The sequence below is a fragment of the Alcanivorax sp. P2S70 genome (assembly GCF_000475295.1).
Taxonomy (GTDB): Bacteria; Pseudomonadota; Gammaproteobacteria; order Pseudomonadales; family Alcanivoracaceae; genus Alcanivorax; species Alcanivorax profundi.
In genome coordinates, this window is the sequence record NZ_AXBZ01000076.1 from 52,210 (window position 1) to 78,317 (window position 26,108).

Below are 26,108 nucleotides of genomic sequence, written 5' to 3' on the forward strand. Positions count from 1 at the left end.
GTTCTGCTGCTGTTGATCGTGGACTGACAGGCTAGCAGAATTCTGCCATTGGGTGATGGCAGTTTGAGCCAAATATGGGTTCGCAAGTGTCTCGTTGCTTGCAGGGGCGGCTTTGCTGAGGCTCGGTCGCCTACAGGCTGGCTGCGTCGCTGTTGTGGGAGCCAGCCAGCTGGCGCAGAGCGCGGCCCTACGCAGCATCGCTTGCAGGCAAGCCCCTTCAGGGTACGGTGTGACGGTAGCGAGGGGCGCTGTCAGCCGCTCTTTATATCACCATGGGGGTGGCGACCTCGTCGCGCTTTTCCCGGCCGCACAGCGCGTCGACCAGGGCAAGGGCGAATTCCAGTGCGGTGCCGGGGCCGCGGCTGGTGAGGCAGTGCCCATCCTGTACTACACGTTCCTCTAGCCGTTGCTTGTTGGGCAGGGCATCGGTAAAGAACGGATGGCCTGTGGCCTCCACATCATCCAGCAGGCCGTGGGGTGCCAGCGCCACCGCGGGGGCGGCGCAGATGGCGCCATAAAAACGGCGACTGGCTTTCTGATGCTTTAGTTTGGCGATGAGCTTCTCGTTGCTCCCCAGCGCATCGGCGCCAGGCATGCCACCGGGAAGCACGATCAAGTCGTATGGTGTGTCCACCAGATCATCAATCAGGGCGTCTGCCTCGATGCGGGTGCCCCGTGCTGCCACGATGCCGGGTTTGCCGGTGACACTGGCGACGGTGACCTCAATGTCCGCCCGGCGCAGTACATCGATCAGGGTGACGGTTTCGATATCTTCACTGCCGTCGGCGATAGGGATCAGGGCGGTGGGCATAATCTGACTCCTGTAGTGACTACACGCTACAGGCTACACGCAATTGGATCAGGAGGGGCGAAAAGGTTCACGGGCTTTCCCAGAGACGAAAAAGGATTTTCAGATCGTCGAGTTGGGGCCAATAAACAACCTCCACATTACAGGGGAGGTTACCGTTCCAGGCTTCTGGGCAGGGGCTGGCCAGCCAGGCGCAGGGCAAGGTTGGTGACATGTTGCCAGGGGTCGCCTTTGGCCATGCCTTTGACGCACTGATCGGCGCGGATCGCGCTCGCCTGGGCGGCCCGCAGTTGCTGCGGGTTAAGACGGTTGGCCTGGGCCTGCATGGCGCGGGCTCGCTGTGGGGGCAGGCGCGGTGGTGGCCCGCCGCCGAGCATGCCGTCAAGGATGCGAATGTCACGGCTCAGGGCCCACAGTAATACCGGTGGTTCGACGCCTTCTGCTCGCAGGGTCTGGATGATATGCAGTACCCGGTGGGCATCGCCCTGGGCGGTGGCTTCGGTGAGGTCAAAGGGGGAGTAACGGCTGGAATCGCCGACCGCCTGTTGAACATGCTCAGGGGATACCTGGCCGTTGTCGACCAGCAGGGCAAGTTTGTCCACTTCCTGGGCGGCGGCCAGCAGGTTGCCTTCGCTCCGTTCGATCAGCAGGGCGAGGGCGTCATCGCCAGCGTGCAGCCCGCGGCTGGCGAGCCGGTCCTGTAACCAGTTACGCAGTTGATTGCCTTCCACCGGCCACACTTCAATGATGGCGCCAATCTCGTCCAGGGCCGTGACCCAGGCGCTTTTCATGTCTTTGCGACGATCCAGTTTGGAGCAGCGAATCAGTATCAGAGTGTCAGGAGACGGGTTGGCGAACAGATCGCGCAGGATCTGGCTGCCGTTTTTGTCGGGCCGCTTTTCTCCAAGCACCAGCTCGAGAATTCGGCGCCCGCCGAACAAGCTCATGCTCTGTGCTTCATTGAGCACTGCATTCCAGTCGATGCCAGTGTCGGCGGAAAAGCGATGGCGCTCGTCATAACCCTGATCGCGTGCGGCACGGCGCAGGTCGTCCAGCAGCTCCTGTTGCTGCAGGGGTTCGTCGCCGGCGACCAGATAGACCGGCATCAGCCCGGAGGACAGATGCTTGCCAAGTTGCTCCGGACGCAGGCGCATATCAGTAGGGCTCCCAGCGCTGGGATGCGGTAGCAATCTGGTTGATCAGGCGATAGCTCATGTCTTCGTAGAGATCGTCGCGCACCATGCTTTCTTCGTCGGAGGATGCAGTGGCGTTCTCCGGATACCAGGGCAGCGTGCGCAGCGCCATGACTCGTTTGGGGGTCGTCAGCAGGGCGCCGGTCTTGCGGTCCTCAATATGCCAATAGAGGGTGTAGCGCAGTTCGATTTCGGCCTGTCGACCCTGCGCATCCACGGCAGAGGTGCGCCGCATCCAGTCCTCATCATCAATGACCAGAAGGTAGGGAGATTCGCCGTGCACCAGGACGTCCTGGTTTTCCAGCTCGTCTTCCAGCGTATAGCGTAACTCGGTGCTGGCACCCGACACCGCAAGGGTTTCCAGATTGGGTTTACTGGTGGTACCGCGCAGCTGCCAGCCACAGGCTGTCAGCAGCAGGGAAAGAATCAGGGCGGTGATACCGGCAGACGCCTTCATGGAGCTCTCCATTCACACAGACCAGCGACACAGGGGCGGAGCGCGGCAAACACCGATATCCGCCCTGCGATTCAGTTGGCGACGATGTTAACCAGTTTGCCGGGGACGACGATAACCTTGCGAATGGTTTTGCCTTCAGTGAATTTCTGCACGTTGGGCTCATCTTTCGCCAGGGCTTCGACGGCTTCCTTATCGGCAGTGGCCGGCACATTCAGTTTGGCGCGCACTTTGCCGTTCACCTGTACTACCAGCTCGATGCTGTCTTTCACCAGGGCGCTTTCGTCCACGGTGGGCCAGCCGGCGGTGAGTACGGTCTCATCATGCCCAAGGGCCTGCCACAGGGCGTGGGCTGCGTGGGGTATAATGGGGGCAAGCAGCAGCACGGCCGCTTCCAGTGCCTCGTGTTTCACCGCGCGGTCTGACTCGCCAAGACCGTCGAAACGGCTGACTTCATTGATCAGTTCCATGACGGCGGCGATGGCAGTGTTGAAGGTGTGGCGGCGACCGAAGTCATCGCTGACCTTCTGGATGGTTTCGTGGGTCTTGCGACGCAGCGCCTTGGCGTTGTCGTCCAGGGCGCCAAGATCCAGCGCAGCGGGCAGACCGGCTTCCACGTGGTCGGCCACTTGTCGCCAAAGGCGCTTGATGAAACGGGACGCGCCCTCGACGCCGGAATCATTCCATTCCAGTGATTGCTCCGGCGGTGCGGCAAACATGATGAACAGACGTACGGTGTCAGCACCGTACTGTTCGATCATCTCCTGCGGGTCCACGGTGTTACCTTTGGACTTGGACATCTTGGCGCCGTCTTTCAGCACCATGCCCTGACACAGCAGTTGCTTGAACGGCTCGTCGGAGTCCACCAGGCCGGTATCACGCAGCAGCTTGTGGAAGAAGCGCGAATACAGCAGGTGCAGGATCGCGTGTTCGATACCGCCAATGTACTGGTCTACCGGCAGCCAATAGTTGGCGGCGGCGGGGTCCAGCATGGCCTGATCGCTCTGCGGTGAGCAGTAGCGGGCGTAGTACCAGCTGGATTCCATGAAGGTATCGAAGGTGTCGGTTTCGCGCAGGGCTGGCTGGCCATTGAATGTCGTCTTGGCCCATTCCGGGTCGGCCTTGATCGGGCTGTTCACCCCATCCATTTCCACATCGGTGGGCAGTACCACCGGCAGCTGGTCGGCGGGGGTGGGGTGCAGTTCACCGTCTTCGGTTTCTACCATGGGGATGGGAGCGCCCCAGTAACGCTGACGGGAGACGCCCCAGTCGCGCAGGCGGTAGTTCACTTTCTTCTCGCCCAGGTTGCGCTCGCTCAGCCAGGCCGCGATGGCGTCGAAGGCTTCGGCGGAGGTCTTGCCGGAGAATTCACCGGAGTTCACCAGCTGGCCTTTTTCGGTAAAGGCGGCTTCAGCCAGGTCGATGGCTTCACCATTGGCAGGCTCAATCACTTGGGTGATGGGCAGGTCATACTTCTGTGCAAATTCAAAGTCGCGCTGGTCATGAGCTGGCACAGCCATCACCGCGCCGGTGCCGTAGCCCATCAGGACAAAGTTGGCGATCCATACCGGCACGGGCTCTCCGCTAATCGGATGAGTTGCGGTGAGGCCGGTGGCGATGCCTTTCTTTTCCATGGTGGCCATGTCGGCTTCGGCCACCTTGGTGTGCTGGCACTCTTCCACAAAGGCGGCTACGTCAGCACGGCTGGCGGCAGCTTTCTGCGCCAGTGGGTGACCGGCGGCCACGGCTACGTAGCTCACTCCCATCAGGGTGTCCGGACGGGTGGTGTAGACGCGCAGCGGGTCTTCACCGTCGATGGCGAATTCAAGTTCGACCCCTTCCGAGCGACCGATCCAGTTGCGCTGCATGGTCTTGACCTGCTCGGGCCAGCCATCCAGCTGGTCCAGATCGTTGAGCAGTTCGTCTGCGTAATCGGTGATCTTGATGAACCACTGAGGGATGTTCTTCTGCTCCACCGGGGTGTCACAGCGCCAGCAGCAACCTTCGATCACCTGTTCGTTGGCCAGCACCGTCATGTCGTGGGGGCACCAGTTCACGGTGGACTGCTTGCGGTACACAAGACCTTTTTCGTACAGCTTGGTGAAGAACCATTGTTCCCAGCGATAATATTCTGGCGTGCAGGTGGCCAGTTCGCGGTCCCAGTCGTAACCGAAACCCAGACGCTTTAGCTGGCCCTTCATGTAATCGATGTTTTCGAAGGTCCACTTGGCCGGGGCCACCTTGTTCTTGATGGCCGCATTTTCGGCAGGCAGGCCGAAGGCATCCCAACCCATGGGTTGCAGCACGTTTTTGCCCTGCATGCGCTGGTAGCGACTGATCACATCGCCGATGCTGTAGTTGCGCACATGGCCCATGTGCAGACGACCGGAAGGGTAGGGGAACATGCTCAGGCAATAGAACTTTTCCTTGCCGGCCTCTTCGGTGACCTTGAAGCTTTGGTTATCCTCCCAGTACTGCTGGGCTTGGGCTTCGATCTGATCGGGGCGATACTGTGCGTCCATCGGGTCTCTTTACTGATCAAAAAAACAACGGGTGTACGGGGTCGGAACCTTTGGCTGGCCAACAGGGCCACACTATCCAGAGGTTGCCGGCAAAGGAGACATAGGATACATGAGCTTGGCGTGGATTTCTCAATGGTCTGAGTGTCATTTGGCATTCCTCTCAGGCCCCGGACGTGGATGGCTGGCATGGGGCTGACCTGGCTGGCGTTGATGGTGCTGGTGGGCGCGACCCTGCCTGCGGTGGTGAGGGGGCTGTTGCCACCGCTGCCGCGTCGCAACACTGGCATTTCTCCTCAAGCCGTGGTGGTGGTGGGGGCGGGGCGCCGACGCCAGAACGGCCAGTTCTCCCTCACCACACGGGGCCTGCGTCGATTGCAGCTGGCGGCGAGTCTGGCCAACGAGCATGGGCTGCCATTGTTGGTGAGCGGTGGCATTAACCAGGCTCCGCAGGCGGATGGGGAGCCCACGGAAGCCGCGTTGATGGCGGAACAGGTACGCCGGCGCTGGCCTGCCCTCGAGGTGATTGAGGAAGGTCAAAGTCGCAATACCTGGCAAAACGCGGTCAACAGTGCCGAGTTGCTGGCGGCCAGGGGGGTGGATGAAATTATCCTGGTGAGCGACCGTACCCACCTTCCCCGTGCCCTGCTGTGTTTCCAGAGTCAGGGGGTGTTGGCCCAGGCCGCCTGGCAAAAGCGCTTGCCAAAGCAGGCCTGGCGACCGTCTGCCGGGGCTCTCTCCATGGTGCCGGAAATCTGGTACGAATGGTTGGCGTTGGTGTGGTACCACTTGCGGTATCTCTGAAGAGCGCAATTGGCCAACAGGGTTTCAGGTCCGGAGTGGGGCGTGGCGGTGAAGATTCGCTAGCCCAGAGCCTCTACGGCCAGGTAGTGGCTCAGGAATATCTGGCCGCTCAGCTCGCTTTCCAGCCCGGTTTTTTTCAGCAGGTCCATGACCGGGCCTTTGACTTCCGAGAGATGCAGCTGCACCCCGGCGGCGTCCAGCCGGGCATTCAGGCTTTGCAGGCTTACCACGGCGCTGGCATCCAGATGATTGATTGCGGAGCACATCAGCACCAGATGGCGCACCTCTGGCCTGGCCATGGTGCGATCGTAGAGCAGGTCTTCCAGCGAGCGGGCGTTACCAAACCAGAGAGATTCATCCACGCGAATGGAGAGAAGGTGTGCCTGACGCTCCACGTCGTGGCGATCAATATTGCGAAAGTGATGGGTGCCGGGGACCAGCCCGACTTCTGCCACGTGGGGCTGGCTGGTACGCCACAGAAACAGGCCCAGTGACAGCACCACGCCGATCAGCAAACCGGTTTGGACATTGATCAACAGCACCCCGGCCAGGGTGGCCGCCATGGCCAGGCAGTCCGGGCGGCTGAATTCCCACAGGTGTTTCAGCTCCCGCCATTCAATTAGCGAAATGACGCTCATGACGATGATGGCGGCGAGGGTGGCTTGTGGAACGTGGGTAAACCCGCCGGTAAACCACAGGGCAACGCCGCCCATGGCAAGCCCGGCCAGCAGGCCGGTCATCGGGGTGCGGGCACCTGCGTCAAAGCTGACGGTGGTGCGTGAAAAGCTGCCCGTCACCGCAAAGCTGCCAGATACGCCACTGGCCATATTGGCCAGCCCCAGGCCCAGCAGCTCCCGGTTGGCATTGATGCGTTCGCGGCGTTTGGCGGCCAGGGCCTGGGCCAGGGAGATGGATTCCACAAAACCGATCAGCGCCAGCAGCAGGGCGGGCATCAGCACCTGCTGCCATTCGTCCTGGCTGAGCCGGGGCAGTGCCGGTTGTGGCAGTCCACCGGGGATGGTGCCGACCACGGCAAGCCCCTGCTGGTCCAGCTGTAGCAACAGGCAAAGCACCGTCGTCACCAGCATTGCGAGAACCGGTCCGGACTTGCTCAGAAAAGCGGCGAGCCAGTGGGGCAGAGAGGCGCGTTTGAGAGCCCCGGCCAGTTTTTTGGGGAGCACCAGGCAGATGATGGCAAGCGTCGCGATGGCGACCGTGAGCCAGTGGGTCTTGTTAAGGTGGGAGAACAGGTTGAACCCCAGCTGGATCAGGTTCTCGCCATGGGCATCAATGCCGAGCAGATGACGGAGCTGGCTGGCGGCAATCACGATGGCGCAGCCGCTGACAAAGCCGAGAATGACCGGGTGGCTAAGCAGGTTGGTCAGCCAGCCCATGCGCAGGGCCGCCATGACGACCAGGATCAGGCCGGAGAGCAAGGCCATGCCGATGGCAGCGTGTAGGAAGCGTTCCGGGTCGCCTGCGGCGATGGCCCCTGCGGCAGAGGCGGTAATCAGGGAGGTGAGGGCGGCGGGGCCTACCGAGAGTGCCCGGCTGGTGCCAAACAGTCCGTAGACGATCAGAGGCAGCATGCTGGCATACAACCCGGTTTCCGGGGGCATGCCAGCCAGCAGGGCATACGCCAGGCCCTGGGGCACCAGCAGCAGGGTGACGATCAGGGCGGCAATGGCATCCCCCGTCGCATCGTCCTTGCTGTAGCGAGCCAGCCAGTCGCTGGCCGGTAGCCAGCGCAGCAGTCGGAGGGCTCGCGGCATGGATTACTGGCCCCGGCGCTGGTCGAGGCGGTCGGCCAGTTTGCTCAGGTCATAGCCGGCCTGGCCCGCGGTGGTGAGGATGCTCTGGTTATCCTGCTCAGCGGCCTGACTCAGTGCCCACAGGGTGGTGCAGCGGGTGCCTGTGCGGCAGAACGCCAGTACCGGCGTGTCGGCCAGTGAGACGATGGCGTCGAAGCCATCAATGTCTGTTTCGGCGATGTTGCTGCCGACCACCGGCTGGTGGGCGTACTCCAACCCTGCCGCTTCCGCGGCGGCGGCCATTTCGGCGCTGCTGGGCTGGTCTTCACCTTCCCCGTCCGGGCGATTGTTGAGCACCGTGCGGAAGCCGGCATCGGCGACGGCTTGCATGTCTTCCGGGCGCAGCTGGGCGGAGACAAAAAGGGTGTCGGTCAGCTTCTTGAAATCGGTCATAGGTTTCCCTTGATAGCGTTGCCGTTGGTTGTCGGAGGCGATCAGCTTACGCAGTTGTGGCGCCGATCTCATCCTTGGGCGGCAAACAGGTTCAATGGAATTTTGAGGTACTGCACGCCGTTGTCTTCTGCCGGCGGTAGATGGCCTGCCCGCATGTTGACCTGTACCGAGGGCAGAATCAGTCGCGGCATGTCCAGGGTGGCATCGCGGGTTTCACGCATGGTCACGAACTCGGTCTCGCTGATGCCGTCGTGGACATGAATGTTGTGCAGGCGCTGTTCGCCCACGGTGGTCTCCCAAATGAAATGGTCGCGGTCGTCGGGCAGGTAGTCGTGGCACAGAAACATGCGGGTGGCGTCGGGCAGGGCCATTAGCGTCTGGATAGAGCGATACAGGGTACGGGCATCACCGCCAGGGAAGTCACAACGGGCGGTACCGTAATCGGGCATGAACAGGGTGTCGCCCACGAACACCGCATCGCCGATGACATGGCTCATGCAGGCGGGGGTGTGGCCGGGCGTGTGCAGGGCCCTGGCCTGGAGATTGCCGACCCGATAGGTCTCCCCATCCTGGAACAGGTGATCGAACTGACTGCCGTCCCGGGCGAAGTCACTGCCGGCGTTAAAGGTCTTGCCGAAGGTGTCCTGCACCGTGCGGATGTGTTCCCCAATGGCCAGCTTGCCGCCCAATTGCTGCTGTAGCCAGGGTGCAGCGGAGAGATGGTCGGCATGGACATGGGTTTCCAGCAGCCATTCCACGGTCAAGGATTGCTCACGTACAAAATCGACAATGTGCTGGGCGCCGCTACAGGAGGTGCGGCCGGCGTTGGCAGCGTAATCCAGCACCGAATCCACAATGGCGCAGTGGCGGGTTTCAGGGTCGGCCACCACATAGCTGACGGTATGGGTGTCCTGATCGAAAAAGGCTGTGACATCGGGCCGGGACATGGGATCTCCGTAGGTCGTCGGGACAAGATCGGATGCCCTATTTTCAGGCGACTGCGGGCCGGATGTCAAATATGGTTATAAGCTTATTCCATAAAGAGATATCAGGTGGGGCTTTTCATTCTCAGTGCCCAGCCAGCCAGGATCAGCAGCCCGGATACCAACAGCCATGGCCATACACCGGTGGCCATGAACGGGGTTACTCCCGTTCGCGGTTGGTAGTGGCTGTAGAGCACATCGCGGGTGAACTGGGGCAGCTCATCCACGACCTTGCCGTGATGGTCAATCACCGCGGTGACTCCGTTGTTGGTGCCGCGTAACAGCCAGCGGCCGGTCTCCAGTGCGCGCATGCGAGCCATCTGAAAATGCTGGAGGGGGCCGGCAGAGGTGCCGAACCAGGCGTCGTTGCTGATGGTGATCAGCGCATCGGCGCCATGACTGCGCTGCGCCACCAGTTCAGGGTAGAGAATTTCATAGCAGATAAACGGGGCGATGGTGTGGCCCAAGGCGCTTAGATTGGGCTGCTCCGGGCTGCCTGCGGTAAAGCCCGACATGGGTAAATCGAAGAACGGGATCAGGCCACGAATCAGCGACTGCATAGGGACATATTCGCCAAAGGGCACCAGTTTTTGTTTGTGGTAGACCCGTTCCTGACCCGCGTCATCTGTGAGCGGGATGGAGGCAATGCTGTTGTGGTAGGTCACTCCGGTATCCCCCAGCGTGCGCCAGGGAATCCCGGTGATAAAACCACTGTTTCGGTCGGCCAGCAGCTGTCCTTCCTGTTCCACGAAGTCAGTAAGGGTTTGGTAGAACTCGGTGAGTGCAGATTCCGGCCAGATCACCAGATGTCCCGCCGGGATGCCAGCAGTGAGATCCTGGTAGATCTCGCGGGTGCGCTCGCGCATGGAGAGCTGCCATTTCAGATCCTGCGGGATATTGCCTTGTACCAGTGCCACTTTTTGGTTGGGACCGGCGGGCCGGGTAAACGACAGCGCATGGGAAACGGTTGTCAGCACCAGAATAACCAGGATGGAAGCGGTCGCCGTCCATCGTGGTCGCCCGGCCTGTGCGCATTCCGCTGTGGCGGCACTCAGCAGGACCGCGCTTAGCGTCAGTAACCAGACCCCGCCCAAAGGCGCCAGTGGGGAAAAGGGAGTGTCGATCAGGGCATAGCCGGCATAGAGCCAGGGAAAGCCGGTCAGGAACCAGCCACGGAACCAGTCGATCAGCAGCCAGCAGCCAGCAAACGCCAGTGCGGAGCGTCCCAGACGCCAGCTGGCGTAGAAGGCCAGACTATTGAAGAGTGCCAGGAAGGCGGCGAAGACAGCGGTAAAGGGGATTGCCATCCACAGGGGCATGTAGCCGTAGTCGTGCATGGAGACATGCACCCAGCTTACTCCGAAACCGAACAGGCCCAGTCCGTAGAGCCATCCACGCAGCATGGCTTCACGGGCGCTGGGGGCGTGACGCAGGCTCCAGAAGCTGGCCCCGATGCTGACCAGCAGCAGCGGCCAGAGGTCGTAGGGCGCAAAGGCAAGCGGAAATAGCAGGCCGGCAATCAGGGCCAGCAGACGGTCACGCATGGGTATCCTTGTTTTATAGCCGCCTGGCGGCCAACGGTAGAGTCTGTGCAATGGATTGAATAAAGTAGCGGACATAATAACGTTCAACCGCCGGGGGGCAGTTGAACTTTCAACTGGCCCAGGCCTGAAAGGGCTGTGGCGGCTTTGGGGGCATCATAGTGAATCAGCCATGCAAGTACCATCCGGCCACGGAGGCGCTCTGGTTTTGTCGTCATGATGGTCTGTTTCTATGTCAGCAGTGTGTGGATGGCCGGGAAGACAATCTGGTAGAAGCCCGCTGCCTTCTGTGTAACCAGGATGTGGAGGCCACCGGGCAGTCGGGCGGTGGCCCGCTCTGGCAACAACTGGAGCGTTGCCTGCGGTTGCCCTTCACTCCAGTGCTGTTGCCTGTGTTGCTGGTCTGGGGGCTGGTGGCCGCCTTGATTCCGCCGGTGCCTGAGCTGCTCGCCTTGACCTTGCTGGGCGGCGTGCCGGCATTCGGGTTCGGGCAGGCGATCATGGCTGCCCGGACCCATCCGCGCCGTGGGCGGGCGGTGGTGGCTGTCCCTGGCTGGGACGCGTTGTCCTCAGGGCTGGGTTGGAAAGGGGCCTTGTTGCAAGCGGCCCCGGCGTTGTTGGTCCTGCTGTTGGCCGGGGCACTGATGCTGTTTTTCTCTGTCCCGGTGGGGTTGGTGGTTGGGGCTCTGTTGTTGTTGCTGGTGCCAGCCTTGTGGTTGGCGATCCAGGTGCAGGGGGCTGAGCCAGGCTCTTATGCGGCGGCGCCCACCTATCTGGTGAGTGTGCCCCGTGACTACGCCGTGGCAGCGGGGCTGGCCTCTGTCGGCGGGCTGCTGGTGGCGGCTGTGTTACTGGTGGCGGTAGACGTTATGCCAAGCCCGCTTGTACAGAGCCTGGGCGGTGTGCTCGCGGCTGTCTGGTGGTTATCGTTGGCGGCCCTGTGCGGCGAAATGCTGGGCCGCCATGGGCGGTTGTGGGGCATCAATACCGGGAGCGCGAGAGTGACCACCCCACTGGCCGCTCGACGCCAAAACGTACAGCTATGCGCGGGGCGTTACGACAAGGTATTGCTCAGCACTGCCAAGATCGTGAAAACCAAAAAGGCCACCGTGGCCGACTGGCAGCGTCTGGATCGGTTGTTGCAGGTGCTGGGGCGTGAGGATGAGCGTCGGGCCAATGCCGAGCCCTATCTGGATGCGCTGGTGAGCGCGGAGAACTGGTCCGCTGCCCGGCAACTGATCGCCGAACAGCAGCAACGTCAGCCGCAGTGGTTGCCGGGCGATCCTGGCTTGCGATGGGTGTTGGCGCGGGGGCTGTATGACCTTGATCCCAAACTGGTGGTCAACCTGCTCAAGGAAATGCACGAGCGCCACCCGGAGTTTTCCGAGTTGGGGAATGCCTACTTACTATTGGCCCGGACGCTGGCCGAAAAGTTCGGGCTCGCTGGCAAGGCGGAGCAGTACCTGCGCTTCGTGGAAAGCCACTGCCGCGACGCCCGGTTGCGGCAGCAGGTGGCGGAGTACAGAGCGGCCTGGGGGGCGTAGCGATGTGGGCCCCTATGATTCACTGTGTTGTCGGGTGGTTGTCCCGATAACGTTGTTGTAGCTGTGAAATCAGGCTTTCCATGGAGGTTGCCGAGACGCTGGTGGGTTTGCCGTTCAGGGTGGCCGATACCGGTATGGAGACTCCGGCTGCCGCCACGGCGGTTTCCTTGTAACCACTGAGCAGGTATAGGTTGGCTTTGCTGGAGGCCAGTTCGTCTGCACTCACGTTGGCCGCGTTGAGCAGTTTCAGCGGGTCGGTAATAAAGGCGGTTTTTGCGATTTTCAGGCCGGTCAGCAGATTGGCGTTACGCAGGATTTTTGCCTCTTCCATAATCTTGGCCTGATTGACGGGAAAGTCATCGGTGGCCAGATACAGATCAAAGTGGACCTGGCTTTTGGCCACGGCAAAGTCGGCCAGTGCCAGGCGGAATGATTCGATATCGGCGAGGGCCTGATCATCACCCGGAGCGAGTGAGTGCTGTTGCCAGCGTTGCGCCAGGGGTGGATCGAAGCCTGCGATAAACTGGCCATACCGTGCTGCACCAATGAGGCTGCCTGAAGACGGTAGCTCAGAGAGCAAACGCTGACTGTCCAGTGCGAAGACTTTCAGATAATCCGCAGCGGGGAAGCGCTCGTCGAAGTTATCCATCTTGAGAATGAAGTAGGGATATTGCTGTGGTACCACGGTGCTGTAATGGGTTTTGCTGTCTTGCGACCAGTGCTGGCTTCGGTTGAGCAAGGAGAACACATCGGCACTCACACCGTCGCAATCGAGAGTGTCTGCCTGAACGGACTGGGTGCCATTCATCAGCCGTGTAGTGGCCGCATAGAGGCCATTACTGTCAGCCAAAGTGGCCTGGTCCATGCGCAGGCTAACGATGGGGGCGATGCCCTTGCCGTAGGTGGCGGGTAAACCGGACCAGGTGCCGGGATGAAAATACGGATCCACGTAACTGAGGAAGTTCATGCAGATGTCTGCGGGCAGCCCGGGGTAGGGACGTTCCTGGCTGAGTTTGCCGTTGCTATCTAGCGTCAGTACCGTGGGCTCCAGAACGATGTGCGCATTGTCGCCAAGCTGGTCCTGCATTGCCTGATACAGGTACAGCGCATAAAAACTGGTTTTTTCCAGACTCTGTTGTAAGGCCTTGGGGTTGACGTCCAGTTGGCGTTTGAATTTGGCCACCATTTTTTGTTCTTTCTGATCCGCCATCCTGGCCATGTAGGGCGTATGGTCGGCATACAGGGTGGCGATAGCGTCGCGGTGTTGCGGTTCGATCCCTGCGGGATAACGAATGCTGATGACCGGGAGGGGCGTGGTTGTCTCACTGAGGGTGGGAGCAGGTTGATAGTAGCGGTCAGGTAGATTATTGCGGGGAATGTCGGCGCTGTTACACCCGCTGATACCTGCTACCAGCAGGCCGAAGGCTGTGATTCTTTTCAACATGGGTATTCCTTTATCGTCAGCGGGTCAGCGCCTTGGCACGGTGGGAGAGTCCTTCCTTTTCCAGCGCCTGGCGCAGGGTTCTGACTGCGCTCTTGCGGGACTCATGATCATCCAGTTGCTCCACCAGCGCTTCTGCCTGCTGGAACTCTGCGGCCCGGGTCAGGGTTTTGACCAGCTGCCAGCCTGCCTGGGTCTCGATGGGTGTGTGACTGCGTTGGCGGAACTGTTTCCAGCATTGGCTGACCTGGGTTGCCTGTCCGGGGGCATCAGCGGGGTGGCTGAACAGGGTGTTGGCCAGGTGCTGCCAGGCAAGTTCCTCTTGAGCCAGTTGCAGTGCGGTGAATTGCCCGGTGAGCGCATCAAACTGCTGCGGCTCGCTCTCCAGAATGTTTCCGAACGCGTTGGCGGCTGCCTCGCCGTCAAGCCGGGCGAGGGCTTCCCACCCCCGGGTTAATTCCTGTTGTTGTGTCGGGGTGAGCACCGGCGTCACCTCGGTGCTGGAGGCCCCAAAGGATTCGCGAGGCAGCAGTATCTGAACCAGCAGTGCACCGCCAGCCAGCGCGAGAATACCCGCGCACAGGGTAGGAAGCAGAGGGTCGGCTTGCAGGGAAAGAGCGCCTAGCAGGGCGGCCGGGAGGGCCCACAATGTGACGGCGGGCAGTGTCAATTGTTTGCCGTTGTCACCGGGCAACGTGAGCGACAAGGCGGCTTTCTGGCTGGCGATGGCTGCGCCGAATAACCCCAGCAGGGCGGGAGCAGCACCATGCAACGGCAGTTGGCCAGGTTGTGCCAGTAGCAGATAGCCGCCACCGGCAAGCAGGCAGCCGGCAATCCAGACCAGCAAGGTTTTGCCATGACCGATGCGCTGTTCCAGCGGGGCGGCCAGAGGCACCAGTAGTGCCAGTGCCAGCAGCGTCAACCAGAGCGGGGCGCCGGTGAGCGGAGCGGTGAAAAAGTGGGCCGGTCGCGGGGCCTGATCGGTCAGCCCCCAGCGATACAGGGGGCTGCTGGCCAGTTGTGCGGGGACTTGCGATCGCAAGGTTTTCCACTGCTCTCTTTGCGAGACAGTCCAGAAATCCCGGGCGCGGGCATCACTATCGGCAACAAAATCGTGAGCAAAAAGGGCAGCCGCGTAGGCGTGGCGGTCACTCTGGCTGAGCTGTTGTTCCAGTCGGCGGGCTTGCTCGCCCTGGCCGTTGAAGCGTAGCCAGGAAAGATAGTTGTCCCACTCCAGCTGTTGCAGTCCGCTTTGCGCGTACCACTCCAGCGCGGGCTGTTTGCCTTGCCCGCTATTGAACAGGGCGCCCGCCAGCAGACAGAGCGCCAGTGTCAGGATGACCCAGGGCAAACGCTGCCAGAGGGTGGTGTCAGCTTTCGGCCTCGCTGGCGATGTTGTCATCCTGTTGTTCCCCCGGCGGAGTGACCCGCAATAATCTTATTGTTCTGCCGTCGGCGCTGAGTACGGTGAACTGATAGCCGTTCAGCTCGACACTTTCATCCCGCCCCGGCAGGCGCCCGAACTTCTGCATCACCAGTCCCCCGATGGTGTCGAACTCTTCATCGCTGAACTCGCAGTTGAAGTGTTCGTTGAAGTCGTCGATGGGCGTCAGCGCCTTGACGGTATATTCCTCGTTATCCAGATCCTTGATCAGATAATCGTCTTCTTCGATATCGTGCTCGTCTTCGATTTCGCCGACGATTTGTTCCAATACATCCTCGATGGTGACCAGCCCGGCCACGCCACCGTACTCATTGACGACGATGGCCATGTGATTGCGGCTGATACGGAATTCCCGCAGCAGGGAATCCAGTCGCTTGGACTCGGGTACTACCATAGCCGAGCGGATGTGATCCTTGATGGCAAAACGGTCCATACGGGCCGGTTCCAGGATCAACGGTAACAAATCCTTGGCCAGCAGAATGCCAATCACTTCGTCCGGATCATCGCCCAGTACCGGGAAGCGGGAATGGGCGCAGTCGATGATCGTTGGCAAAAAATCCCGAGGGTCGGAGCTGGCCTTGATACTGACCATCTGGGAGCGGGGGATCATGATTTCCCGCACCTGCATGTCGGCCACACAAATAGCCCCTTCTATGATGCCGAGGGTGTCCCCGTCGATAACGTCGCTGTCGCGCATGGAGCGCATCAGATCCAGTAATTCGCTCCGGTCTCCTGGAGTGGAAGAGAAAAACTGGCCGACACGCTCCAGCCAACTTCGGCCGGTACCGTTATCCGAGTAATCGTCTGACATCAGGGGGTTTGCTCCGTGTTATGGTCGGGCCCGGCGTAGGGATCGGAATAGCCCAGTTCGCCAAGCGCTTGAACTTCCAGGTTTTCCATGACGACAGCATCATCGTCATCAATGTGGTCATAGCCCAGCAGGTGCAGAACACCATGGGTGACCATGTGAGCCCAGTGGGCATCCAGGGTTTTGCCCTGCTCGTCGGCCTCACGGCGAACCACGGCATCACAAATGATGATGTCGCCAAGCAGAGGGTCAATGGCATCCTGTGGTAATCCTTCCGGCATTTCAAACGGGAAGGAGAGCACATTGGTGGGCTTGTCCTTGTCGCGGTAGTCGCGATTCAGCTCGCGAATTTCACTCTCATCGACAATCCGCAAGGTAATATCGCCAACCACACCGCCTGCGGCGCGGCTGGCATTGCGCACCCATTCGCACAGGTGGTTTTCGTCGGGGGCATCCGGAGCGTCGGTGGCCCACTGGATCTCAACGGTCGGGGTCGGTATCCCGTTCATGACGGTCGTAGGCCTCTACAATGCGTTGAACCAGCGGATGGCGAACCACATCCTTGCTGTCGAATCGGGTGATGCCGATACCTTTCACCTCTTCCAGGACTTCCAGGGTATTGATCAGCCCGGAGCGTTGATGGCGGGGCAGGTCAATCTGGGTAACGTCACCGGTGATCACGGCACGGGTGCCGAAACCAATGCGGGTGAGAAACATCTTCATCTGTTCCGGGGTGGTGTTCTGGGCTTCGTCCAGAATCACAAAGCTGTTGTTCAGGGTGCGGCCGCGCATGTAGGCCAGCGGAGCGACCTCGATCACCATGCGCTCCATCAGCTTGGCCACTTTTTCGAAGCCCAGCATTTCATAAAGGGCGTCGTAAAGGGGACGCAGGTAGGGATCGATTTTTTCGGCCAGGTCGCCGGGCAGGAAACCCAGCTTTTCGCCCGCTTCCACCGCCGGGCGCACCAGCAGAATACGCTGGACTTCGGCTCTTTCCAGGGCGTCGACGGCACAGGCTACGGCCAGCCAGGTCTTGCCGGTGCCGGCCGGGCCAATGCCGAAGTTGATGTCGTGCTGGCGAACCTTCTTGACGTATTCGCGCTGGTGTTCGCCGCGGGGTTTGATACGCACCCGACGGGTACGAATTACCACCTCGTCGGTGGGAAAGGCGACGGTGTTGTCGGCCTTGTCAGCCACGTTGGATTGCTGCAGGTGCAAATGCACCATTTCCGGGGTCAGCTCGGTGCCGTCACGGGTCTGGTCGTACAGCTCGTTGAGGATGGCCCGGGCTGCTTCCACCAGATCCGGCTCGCCGGCCAGATGAAACTGGTTGCCGCGGTTATGAATATCCACGTGCAGGCGGTTGGCAATCTGCTTGATGTGCTCGTCCAAATGGCCGCAGAGACTGGCCAGGCGACGGGAATCGTTCGGTTCGAGGCTGATGTGCTGTGAAGCGAGTGGTGTGTCCAAGATGGAAAAGGTGGCCCTTCGGGCTGTTGCGGTGGCTTCCAGAATACCCCGAAGCCAGGCTGCGGGGAAGCGAAATTCGCGGTGCAGGCTAGCGCGTGTATTGACCGTCAGCAAGCCCGCCGGGGGGAATCTCGAACAACCGGCAGGAGGCTCCAAGACGCAGGGCTTTACCGTAAGCCATCAAAGCCTTACTCAATGTTACATCCGTTGGCGTTGTCTGCGGGTATCAGCAGCAGGACCTCGCGTCCTCACCAACCGGCTGTGGGCCGGAATTGATATCCATCAAGGAGACAACGCATGAATGCGAACGGCAAAGGTTTTTTGTGGCTTTCACCGCTGGCCATGGCGGTAGCGCTGGCAGCCTGTGGGAGTGACGATAACGACCGGGGACGGATTACCCTCCCGGGCGAGCAGCCGGGCAATCAACTGCTGATGATGCATAACGGCAGCAGCAATGCCGGACAGGTGGATCTGCTGGATGGCCGCCTGAATGTGATCCAGACATTTAACGCCGATGCCAATGAAGGCATTGCGCTGGACCTGTTGGGGAACCTCTATGCCGCCAACGACAGTGGTGGCGCCCCGAGCCGTCTGCAAGCGCTGCACAAGGTGGTGGAGCGCAGTGAGAATGCCTCTGCGGTCTCGACTCTGGATCGCTCCCTGCCTGCCGCGGGGTCTATGACACTCAAGGGGATTGCGATTGCCCATGAAGCAGGGTTGGTCATGGCGGCCAATCTGGGTGGCAACAGTATAGAAGTCTTTGGTACTGCCGCCGGTGAAAACGCGGTTCCGCTGGCCAGTACTCCCTTGGCGGGCAACGCCTGGGATCTGGTATACGACGAGCCATCTGATCGGCTGTTTCTGGCCATGACCAATGGCACGGTGGTGGTCGTGGACGATTATGTGGCTGGCGGGTTCATGGCGACCCCGTCACGTACCCTGACCCCGGATACGGCCGGTACGGTCTCTAATATCCACGGTATTGCCTACCAGGCGGACACCGACACGTTGGTGATTACGGATGTGGGTGACGCTGCAGTCGCTGATGACGGGCGCTTGTATGTGATTGGTAATGCTTCCACGGCTAATGGCACGGTAACCCCCTCCCGGTCCCTGTTTGGCCCGGCCACGATGATGGGTAACCCGGTGGACCTGGTGCTGGATGGCGACAAGGCGTACATCGCGGAAAAATCCAATGATGCGGTGCTGGTCTACAACAATGTGGTCTCCGGTAATTCGGGTGATGTGGCGCCGGATAATGTCGTCGACAGCACCAAACCGGAGTCTCTGGTGCTGGTGGTCAACCAGCCGGTGCTGGCAGACCTTTCTGACATTGATGAAAGCGGCACGGGCTTCACAGGCGTTGCGGTGACCAGTAATGCGCCAGCGTCACCCTCGGACCCGGATGTCGTGGTGCTGGACGTCGATCTGGGCGCCATGCAGCGTGGCTTTACCACGGGACTGGATCGCGAAAGCCTGGGGTTCAATCAAATGGGCGACGCCTACATCACCTATGACACCGGCTTGGCGGTGATCAACCGTCTGGCCACGGGCCGTGATGGTGAAATGTTTGCTGCCAGCCGCGATCGGCTGATTGAGGGCGCCAACACCGGATTGTCATCACCCAAAGGATTTGATGTAGCGGACCAGCAGGGCTGGGTGCTGGTGACTGATAATGGTGACCCGGCGGTGCGGGTCTATGGTGCTCAGGCCGGTGGCGATGTAGCCCCTCTATTCAGTACTTCCTTGAGTGTGGCTCCCTGGGATCTGGATTATGACCCCGATGAAGACCGGCTGTATGTTGCGCTCACCGATGGTTCGGTGGCGGTCTTCGACGAGTACAGCACTCGCCGTGGCAGTGCGGGAGCTGACAGGGTCATCATTCCGGCAGAGGGCGGGGTGGCCTTTGCCGCCCCCACAAATCTTCACGGTATCGTGCATGTGGCAGAAACCGATCAGCTGATTCTTTCTGATGTCGGCAGTGGCGCAAACCCTACCGATGGCAAGTTGTACGTGCTTGGCAATGCGTCTGGTGCCGATGGGCTCACGGAGGTGTCGGTGCGCATTGATGACGGTGATAATAATGCGGTTGGTGCCACCCAGCTGGGCAACCCTGTGGATATTGCCTTCGACGGTGAGCATCTTTATGTGGCGGAGAAGTCCCAGGGCATGGTGCTGCGTTTCGACAACATTCTGTCCTCCGCTGGCGGCGATGTGGCGCCGTCACTGACCTGGATGCAGTCCGCTCCGGAATCCGTGTCACTGATCAGCGATGATCTTGGGCGCAGCCCGGAGTAACGGTAAGCACAGCCTGTCTTGACACGGTCTTCTCGTGGGGTGGTGGAGTATCAGGGCTTCGTTACCCTTTCGGGAAACCGTTTCATGGATGATATCTCCGCAGATCTTGAGGCCGGTAATGCCCTGATGCAGGCATGCGCTGGTGGCGATCGGCAGGCCTTTCACCAACTTTATCTCAATGAGGCGCCGCGCATGCTGGCGTTTGCGCGGCGCTTTACCGGTGAGTCAGCTTGCGCCGACGATGCCTTGCAGGACACCTTTGTACAGGTCTGGGAAAACGCTCACCGTTTTCGCCATGAGCGGGGCAGTGCACGCGCCTGGTTATACGGATTACTCCGCTACCGTTTGCTAAACCAGCAACGGCGGTCATCGCGCTACGAAGTCGGTCATCTGCCAGATGAAAGCTGGCCGGATCCGGGATTGTCTCCCGAACAGTGCTCGCTGGCAGACAATGATCGCAAGGTGATGATCGAATGTCTCAAAACACTGCGATTGGAGCGTCGTCGCCCCATCCTGATGGCTTACTACATGGGGCTGTCCTATGAGCAGATAGCGGATTCTCTTGCGGTGCCGCTGGGGACCATCAAGAGCCGTATTCGATCTGGATTAAAAGGGTTACAGGAGTGTTTGCGACTATGATTCCTGATGATCCGCAGGAACGGCAGCTACTGATTGCCGAGCATGTGCTGGGATTGCATGACCCGCAACGCCGCCAGGAGATAGATGCCTGGCTGGCGCAAGATGAGGAAGCGTCGCGGCTGGCCGGTCACTGGCAGGAACACTGGCTTGGGGCAGCAGAGCTGCTTGAACCGGCCCCGTTGCCTTCAAGGTTGTGGCGCCGGATTGCCCGTCAGGCAGGTGTGGCACCCTCCCGTTGGCAGTGGGTGTGGCAGAGTCCTGTTGTGTGGCGCACGGTGAGTGCAAGCCTGCTGGTCGTGGTGGCCTTGCTGTTGGGGCCCTTGCGTCAGCCAGCACCGGTCTACACGGTGATCTTGCAGGCGCCGGGAGAGGCTGCTGCGCCGGGTTGGCGAGTCACGGTCTCCGCGTCAGGTGACCTGCAACTGATTCCTCTGCAGGAGGTGGCGTATCCCCGTCAGCACAGTGTCCAGTTCTGGACCCTCCAAGATCCGGCCAGGGGGCCGCGATCGCTGGGGCTGGTGGAGCGGGGCCAGCCGGTAGTGATTCCTGCATCGCAGGTGGGAGAGGTGAAAAGCGGGCAGCTGTTTGAGCTGACCCTGGAACCCCCCGGCGGTTCGCCGGGGGATCGTCCAACCGGACCGGTGTTGTTTATCGGCCGTGCGGTGGCTTTGTAACGTGGCTATTACCCCGGGTTGCGTGGGTCCGTACCGAGCAGGGAGTTGCTGTAGGCTTCGGCGATGGTGACGTCCACGAACTTGCCAATCAGGTCCGTGTCGTCGCAGCGGAAGTTCACTACCCGGTTGTTCTCGGTGCGGCCCTTGAGCTGGCCGGGGTCCTTCTTGGAGAAGCCGTCGACCAGAATGCGCTGGGTGCTGCCCACCATCTTGCGGGAGATATCCTGGGCATTCTGGTTGATGCGTTGCTGAAGAATCGCCAGCCGCTGTTTCTTGACCTCCATGGGCACGTCATCTGGCAGGTCGGCTGCCGGGGTGCCGGGGCGGGCACTGTAGACAAAGCTGAAGGACATATCGAAACCGATCTCGTGGATCAGGTTCATGGTGTCTTCGAAGTCGCGGTCGGTTTCACCGGGGAAGCCAATGATGAAATCGGAGCTAAACGAGATATCCGGGCGAATCCGCTTGAGCTTGCGCAATTTGCTCTTGTATTCCAGCACCATATGGTTGCGCTTCATCATGGCGAGAATGCGGTCAGAACCGGATTGCACGGGCAGGTGCAGGTGGCTGACCAGCTCGGGGACTTCGGCGTAGACCTGAATCAGGGCATCCGAGAATTCCACCGGGTGGCTGGTGGTATAGCGAATGCGGTCGATGCCATCGATGTCACGGATTAGCAGGATCAGGTCGGCCAGATCCAGTACCTCGCCGTTGGCGCCCTGGCCGCGGTAGGCATTCACGTTCTGCCCCAGCAGGTTGACCTCGCGAACGCCCATTTCTGCCAGGTGTTCGATTTCCGCCAGTACCGGCTGTACCGGGCGACTGACTTCTTCTCCCCGCGTGTACGGCACCACACAGAAGGTGCAGTACTTGGAGCAGCCCTCCATGATGGACACAAACGCGGTCGGGCCATCGACACTGGGCTCGGGCAGGTTGTCGAACTTTTCGATCTCCGGAAAGGTCACATCGATGGCCAGTTCGCGGGTGCTGGCGGCCTGGGTGATCAGCCCGGGCAGGCGGTGCAGGGTCTGGGGGCCGAAGACCACGTCCACATAGGGGGCCCGGTCACGGATGGCGTCGCCTTCCTGACTGGCCACGCAGCCGCCGACGCCGATAATCATGTCGGGTCTGGCTTCCTTGAGCTTTTTCCAGCGGCCAAGCTGATGGAAGACCTTTTCCTGGGCTTTTTCCCGGATCGAGCAGGTGTTCAGTAGCAGAACATCCGCTTCATCAGGGTTGTCGGTCTGCTCAAGGCCGTGGCTGGATTCGAGCAGATCCACCATGCGGGTGGAATCATACTCGTTCATCTGGCAACCGTGGGTCTGGATGAAAAGCTTGCGTGCCAAGGGGCACCTCCATCTATGGTGGCCACCCTTTTGGGTTGCCTCACCGTCGAATAGCGTCAAAATGGGCGCGGATTATATCAACCGGAGCGATCATGCGAAAACTGCCGTACATCCTGCCGATGCTGTTACTGGTATTGCTGGCCGGGTGTGACAAGCCGGAAAGCGACCTGCCTGTAAATAATCGCCTGGGGGGTGAGTTTACGCTGACTGACCAGGACGGGCAGCCCTATACCCACGCGGACCTGAAGGGCCAGGTCTCGGTCCTGTTCTTCGGTTATACCCATTGCCCGGATATTTGCCCGGCGGTACTGGCCCGGGTGGCGCAGGTCTATCGGCAACTGGATGAGGCCGCTGAGGCAGAAGGCTTCCAGCCTGTTTTCATTACCTTTGATCCGGAGCGAGATACAGCCGAGCACCTGAAGCAATACCTGCCCTGGTTCAAGGCTGACATGATTGGCCTGACCGGTAGCCTGGAGCAGATTCGGCAGGTCGCGGAGCAATACGGGGTGGTCTTCATCAAGGGGCAGGAAGAACAGGATTACCTGTTTACCCATAGTGACTATATCTATCTGCTGGACGATCAGGCGCGGGTGCGCAAGCTGTATCCGGCGGATTTCAAGATTGATGAGGTGATAAACGATGCGAAAAGCCTTCTTTAAGGGTCTGCTTGGCGGTTTGCTGGTGTTGGCGGGGCAGGGCCATGCTGGCGAAATCGAAACACTTGAAGTCAAGGATGCCTGGTTGCGTGCAGCGCCACCGGTTGCCTCGTCCATGGCGGGGTACCTGACCATTACCAATGCGGGGGCTCAGCCAAGAACCGTGGTGGGCATTACCAGTGATTTTGCCGGGCACGTGATGTTGCATGAAACGGTGACCCGGGAGGATGGCACCCGTGCCATGCGTCACCTGCACCGTTTGACGGTGGCGCCGGGAGAGACGGTCACCTTGGCGCCGGGAGGCAAGCATTTGATGTTCATGGATCTCAAGCGGGTCCCGGGTGAGGGTGAAACGGTGCAGATCTGCTTTGATATGGAGGTATCCACCGACTGCGAAGCGTTTCCTGTGCGCAAAGCGGCCCCATCGGACCATTGAAGCTGTGTGACAATCGGGGATAATGCCATGCTTTCGTCGTAGCTACGTTTAATCCCTATGGATTAGTCAAGGCATGGGAGAGTCATGAAACGCATCGTGTTTGCCGCGTTGGCGGCGCCAATGGTGAGTGTCGGTGTGCAGGCGGAAACGCCTGACCCTGATATTGAACAACAATTACAACAATACGAGCGTCGTCTGAGCCAACTGGAGAGCCAGCAATTTGGATCGTCCGTGGACGAACGCATTCGCATCAATGGTTTCATTTCTGCGGGCATGAGTCAGGCAAATGCCGACACCACCACTGGCGAGGCAAGCCATATTGATGGTGCAGATGGTGACTGGAGCCACGATGCCCTGACCCGGGCGGGGATTCAGTTCAATGCGCGTATCAATGATCGTGCGGAGGCAGTGGTTCAACTGTTCGCTTCTGGCGAAGACGATTTTGACGCCGAGATTCAATGGGGCTATCTGGATTACGACCTGACAGATACGGTGGCCATCAAGGCTGGCCGGATTGTGGCGCCGTTTTACATGCACTCTCAGTATGTGGATGTGGGGTATGCCTATCCTTGGGTAACTCCTCCCGCCGAGGTTTATCAGCTCGCGCCGATCAAGACCATGGAAGGGATTGAAACCGCCTGGTCGTTCAATACCGGTGGGCTGTCCCACAGGCTGGCAGTGTTCTGGGGGTCCAGTACCGTGGATGGCGGACCTCGAACTGGCAACGCCAACTTCCAGGCAGACGATCTTAGCGGGATTAACCTGACGAGCCGGTGGCAGGATTGGAGTGTCCGCGCTTCTTATTCCGGCGCCTCAGTGACGGTTCCCCAGGACGATCTTGATGCACTTGTGCCGCCTGCACCGTTGCTCGGTCTGACACTGGATGATGTTTATACCTACTTTGCCGGTCTGGGTTTGCAATATGACAACGGCAGCTGGTTTTTTGCATCGGAAGTGGCACGTCTGAGTTTCAGTAACTGGTATCCCAGCAGCGAGAGCGGTTATGTTTCCGTGGGCAAGTATCTGGGCAAATGGATGCCGCTCGTGACCTGGGCCGCAGTGTACCCGGATGAGCTCGACGAACAGCTGCCGCAGGCACTTAACAATGGGTTGGCGGAGCGTCAGAAAAGCTGGACCGCAGGACTTCGTTATTCCTTGACCGATTCCATCTCTCTTAAGGGGGAGTACAGCTACTACTACGACTTTTCGGACGAAGACGTAAGCACCAATGGATTTTTTGTGGTGACGGATGGCGGTGCGTTGAAAAACGATCATGCCAGTGTGGTGCGTCTGAGCATGGATCTGGTTTTCTAGGGAGTGGAAAAAATGAAAAGTATTTTAGTTGTGTCGTTTCTGCTCCTCACTGGTTTTGCTCAGGCCGGCATCGTAGTGGTGGTTTCCAAAAACAGTGATCTGGGAGGGTTGACGCGCAATGAAGTGCGTCAAATTTTCAACGGTCAACTCAATCGTGTTGGTGAGATATCTGTGAAACCGCTGGATTTGCCTGTGGCCGCCAGCCAGCGAGAGGTGTTCTACCAGCAAGTCATGGGGAAGTCGGTAGAGCAGATGAAAAGCTACTGGGCGCGCATGATTTTCACTGGTCGTGGCATGCCTCCCCGGGAAGTCTCCAGTGACAGGGAGATGACGCTGTTGGTGGGGTCGGACCGAAAGTTTATCGGCTACATGGACGAGGCGGATGTGACGTCTGACCTGAAGGTGGTTTTCCGACCCTGATTGTTGCTTCTTGCGCCCTCCGCGATCAGAGGGCGCAGCCCCTTTTTTCTCCAACCGACGCCGTTTCTGTGTCGTCCCGATCGCCTATTTCGTACTTTTAAACGAGAGTATCTCCTCTGTTGCCGATGCCTATTGGCACGTAGACTGCCCGAATGAAAAAGCTGATTGCAGCACTTTTGCTAGTAGGCCATTTACCTGCCGCCGCGGCTTGTGGGGATCTGGACGCTCCACGAGGTGTGCCCGAAGCTGATCAGGGGCAGTGGGCACTGGCAAGCCTGAATTTGTGGCGTCTTCGTGATGCGACTCGTGAATCGGATCTGGACGATGCCTTGCCAGTCGCTTTGGTTGAAGATCGGCTGGATTCGATTTCGGAATTTATCGCCGAGGACTTGAAGGCCCCGCATGCTCTGGTGCTGCAAGAAGTAGAGAACAAGGCGTTGCTGGATTCCCTGGCACAGCGTTTGCGGGCGAAAGGTTTACGTTATTTTTCTGTCCTCATCGAAGGCAATGACCCTTCCGGGATGGATGTCGGGCTGTTGTACCGCGAGCCGATTCAAGTCGATTCGGTTGCCGCACTGTATGCGAACGAGCAGTTTCAAAGGGGCCCGCTTTACTCCCGGCCACCGCTGCACATTGCGTTGGCCAAACCCCTGGCGCTGGACCTGGTTGCAGTGCATATGCGTAGTGCCAGAAATCTGGGATCCGCTCGTGTTTACCAGAAGCGCCGGCAGCAGTCTTCGCGGTTGGCGCATTGGGTTCGTGAAAACAGAGAGCGTCGCGTGATAGTGGCTGGCGACTTTAACAGTAGTTGGGGCAAAGGCCGGTTTTCCGATAGCTACAACCGTTTCCGGTCCGCAAAGCTGGTTAACGTCTGGGATCGACTGCCTGAGAATGAACGCTTTAGCTATCGATATCGTTGTCGACCACAGGCGTTGGATCACATCTGGATTTCCGTTTCGCTCGAAGACAGTGTGGAAAGGGTCGCCGTGAGCCGCGGGAATGCGGGGCGATACCAAAAACTGTATGGGTCAAAAGGGGTTTCACCGGTGTCGGATCATGATGTGCTGGTGGTTTACTTTTCCGAAGGGCGGTGATCAGAGGAGTCATTGTGG

At 59.8% G+C, this 26,108-nt stretch carries 23 protein-coding genes and 1 pseudogene; 10 read left to right on the plus strand and 14 right to left on the minus strand.

What is annotated here, in order from left to right:
- Positions 1-262: 262 nt before the first annotated feature.
- From Q672_RS33065 to leuS, 4 genes are all read right to left on the minus strand, one after another.
- A complete protein-coding gene (locus tag Q672_RS33065) occupies positions 263-811 on the minus strand; it encodes a DJ-1 family glyoxalase III (RefSeq protein WP_022986836.1) in 549 nt (182 codons plus the stop codon).
- A gap of 149 nt (positions 812-960) precedes the next feature.
- Entirely contained in the window at positions 961-1,962 is a 1,002-nt protein-coding gene (gene holA, locus Q672_RS33070) for a DNA polymerase III subunit delta (RefSeq protein WP_022986837.1), read from the minus strand.
- Position 1,963: 1 nt separating this feature from the next.
- A complete protein-coding gene (locus tag Q672_RS33075; RefSeq protein WP_022986838.1) occupies positions 1,964-2,458 on the minus strand; it encodes an LPS-assembly lipoprotein LptE in 495 nt (164 codons plus the stop codon).
- A 71-nt stretch (positions 2,459-2,529) separates the two neighbouring features.
- Positions 2,530-4,977, minus strand: coding sequence for a leucine--tRNA ligase (gene leuS / locus Q672_RS33080; protein ID WP_022986839.1), 2,448 nt, complete (start codon positions 4,975-4,977; stop codon positions 2,530-2,532).
- Between the two features lie 186 nt (positions 4,978-5,163).
- Between leuS and Q672_RS33085 the strand changes: the two genes are divergently transcribed.
- On the plus strand, positions 5,164-5,778 hold the full coding sequence (locus Q672_RS33085; protein ID WP_022986840.1) for a YdcF family protein: 615 nt from the start codon (positions 5,164-5,166) through the stop codon (positions 5,776-5,778).
- A gap of 59 nt (positions 5,779-5,837) precedes the next feature.
- Here Q672_RS33085 and Q672_RS33090 read toward each other — a convergent pair whose 3' ends face one another.
- From Q672_RS33090 to lnt, 4 genes are all read right to left on the minus strand, one after another.
- Positions 5,838-7,550, minus strand: a complete 1,713-nt coding sequence (locus Q672_RS33090; RefSeq protein ID WP_022986841.1) for a SulP family inorganic anion transporter — start codon at positions 7,548-7,550, stop codon at positions 5,838-5,840.
- 3 nt (positions 7,551-7,553) lie between these two features.
- Entirely contained in the window at positions 7,554-7,982 is a 429-nt protein-coding gene (locus tag Q672_RS33095) for a TIGR01244 family sulfur transferase (RefSeq protein ID WP_022986842.1), read from the minus strand.
- Between the two features lie 68 nt (positions 7,983-8,050).
- Positions 8,051-8,929, minus strand: a complete 879-nt coding sequence (locus tag Q672_RS33100) for an MBL fold metallo-hydrolase (protein WP_022986843.1) — start codon at positions 8,927-8,929, stop codon at positions 8,051-8,053.
- Positions 8,930-9,030: 101 nt separating this feature from the next.
- Positions 9,031-10,509 (minus strand): apolipoprotein N-acyltransferase, encoded by a 1,479-nt coding sequence (lnt, locus tag Q672_RS33105; protein WP_022986844.1) that lies wholly within the window; start codon positions 10,507-10,509, stop codon positions 9,031-9,033.
- Positions 10,510-10,667: 158 nt separating this feature from the next.
- Here lnt and Q672_RS33110 point away from each other — a divergent pair, with 158 nt between their 5' ends.
- A complete protein-coding gene (locus Q672_RS33110; protein WP_152521850.1) occupies positions 10,668-12,050 on the plus strand; it encodes a B-box zinc finger protein in 1,383 nt (460 codons plus the stop codon).
- Between the two features lie 19 nt (positions 12,051-12,069).
- On the opposite strand, the gene Q672_RS33115 is transcribed toward Q672_RS33110, so the two are convergent.
- Genes Q672_RS33115 through Q672_RS33135 form a run of 5 tightly spaced genes read right to left on the minus strand, consistent with a single transcriptional unit; the run spans position 12,070 to position 17,213 of the window.
- Positions 12,070-13,494: a hypothetical protein gene (locus Q672_RS33115; RefSeq protein WP_022986847.1), complete on the minus strand. Its 1,425-nt coding sequence runs from the start codon at positions 13,492-13,494 to the stop codon at positions 12,070-12,072.
- Positions 13,495-13,510: 16 nt separating this feature from the next.
- Positions 13,511-14,893 (minus strand): rhomboid family intramembrane serine protease, encoded by a 1,383-nt coding sequence (locus Q672_RS33120; protein ID WP_031227156.1) that lies wholly within the window; start codon positions 14,891-14,893, stop codon positions 13,511-13,513.
- Entirely contained in the window at positions 14,862-15,746 is an 885-nt protein-coding gene (locus Q672_RS33125; protein WP_022986849.1) for an HlyC/CorC family transporter, read from the minus strand. Before Q672_RS33125 ends, Q672_RS33120 begins: the two co-directional genes overlap by 32 nt.
- Positions 15,746-16,252, minus strand: coding sequence for an rRNA maturation RNase YbeY (ybeY, locus tag Q672_RS33130; RefSeq protein WP_022986850.1), 507 nt, complete (start codon positions 16,250-16,252; stop codon positions 15,746-15,748). The genes Q672_RS33125 and ybeY overlap by 1 nt, the downstream gene beginning before the upstream one ends.
- Positions 16,224-17,213 carry a PhoH family protein gene (locus tag Q672_RS33135; protein ID WP_031227158.1) on the minus strand — a complete coding sequence of 330 codons (990 nt, stop codon included), beginning with the start codon at positions 17,211-17,213 and terminating at the stop codon, positions 16,224-16,226. Before Q672_RS33135 ends, ybeY begins: the two co-directional genes overlap by 29 nt.
- A gap of 297 nt (positions 17,214-17,510) precedes the next feature.
- Between Q672_RS33135 and Q672_RS33140 the strand changes: the two genes are divergently transcribed.
- From Q672_RS33140 to Q672_RS33150, 3 genes are all read left to right on the plus strand, one after another.
- Positions 17,511-19,511, plus strand: a complete 2,001-nt coding sequence (locus tag Q672_RS33140; RefSeq protein WP_022986852.1) for a YncE family protein — start codon at positions 17,511-17,513, stop codon at positions 19,509-19,511.
- 84 nt (positions 19,512-19,595) lie between these two features.
- Positions 19,596-20,150 (plus strand): RNA polymerase sigma factor, encoded by a 555-nt coding sequence (locus Q672_RS33145; protein WP_022986853.1) that lies wholly within the window; start codon positions 19,596-19,598, stop codon positions 20,148-20,150.
- Positions 20,147-20,824, plus strand: a complete 678-nt coding sequence (locus Q672_RS33150) for an anti-sigma factor (protein WP_022986854.1) — start codon at positions 20,147-20,149, stop codon at positions 20,822-20,824. Before Q672_RS33145 ends, Q672_RS33150 begins: the two co-directional genes overlap by 4 nt.
- 8 nt (positions 20,825-20,832) lie before the next feature.
- Here Q672_RS33150 and miaB read toward each other — a convergent pair whose 3' ends face one another.
- Complete coding sequence (miaB, locus tag Q672_RS33155) at positions 20,833-22,170, minus strand: tRNA (N6-isopentenyl adenosine(37)-C2)-methylthiotransferase MiaB (RefSeq protein WP_022986855.1); 1,338 nt, start codon at positions 22,168-22,170, stop codon at positions 20,833-20,835.
- A 92-nt stretch (positions 22,171-22,262) separates the two neighbouring features.
- On the opposite strand from miaB, the gene Q672_RS33160 reads away from it, so the two are divergent.
- From Q672_RS33160 to Q672_RS33180, 5 genes and pseudogenes are all read left to right on the plus strand, one after another.
- Positions 22,263-22,829: an SCO family protein gene (locus tag Q672_RS33160; RefSeq protein WP_022986856.1), complete on the plus strand. Its 567-nt coding sequence runs from the start codon at positions 22,263-22,265 to the stop codon at positions 22,827-22,829.
- Positions 22,810-23,202: pseudogene (locus Q672_RS33165) on the plus strand (copper chaperone PCu(A)C); the annotation flags it as partial. The gene Q672_RS33160 and the pseudogene Q672_RS33165, both read left to right, overlap by 20 nt.
- 144 nt (positions 23,203-23,346) lie before the next feature.
- Positions 23,347-24,576 (plus strand): hypothetical protein, encoded by a 1,230-nt coding sequence (locus tag Q672_RS33170; RefSeq protein ID WP_022986858.1) that lies wholly within the window; start codon positions 23,347-23,349, stop codon positions 24,574-24,576.
- Between the two features lie 12 nt (positions 24,577-24,588).
- The gene (locus Q672_RS33175) at positions 24,589-24,996 is read left to right on the plus strand and encodes a hypothetical protein (protein WP_022986859.1); all 408 of its coding nucleotides are present in this window, start codon (positions 24,589-24,591) and stop codon (positions 24,994-24,996) included.
- Between the two features lie 152 nt (positions 24,997-25,148).
- Positions 25,149-26,090 (plus strand): endonuclease/exonuclease/phosphatase family protein, encoded by a 942-nt coding sequence (locus tag Q672_RS33180; protein ID WP_031227164.1) that lies wholly within the window; start codon positions 25,149-25,151, stop codon positions 26,088-26,090.
- Positions 26,091-26,108 lie beyond the last annotated feature (18 nt).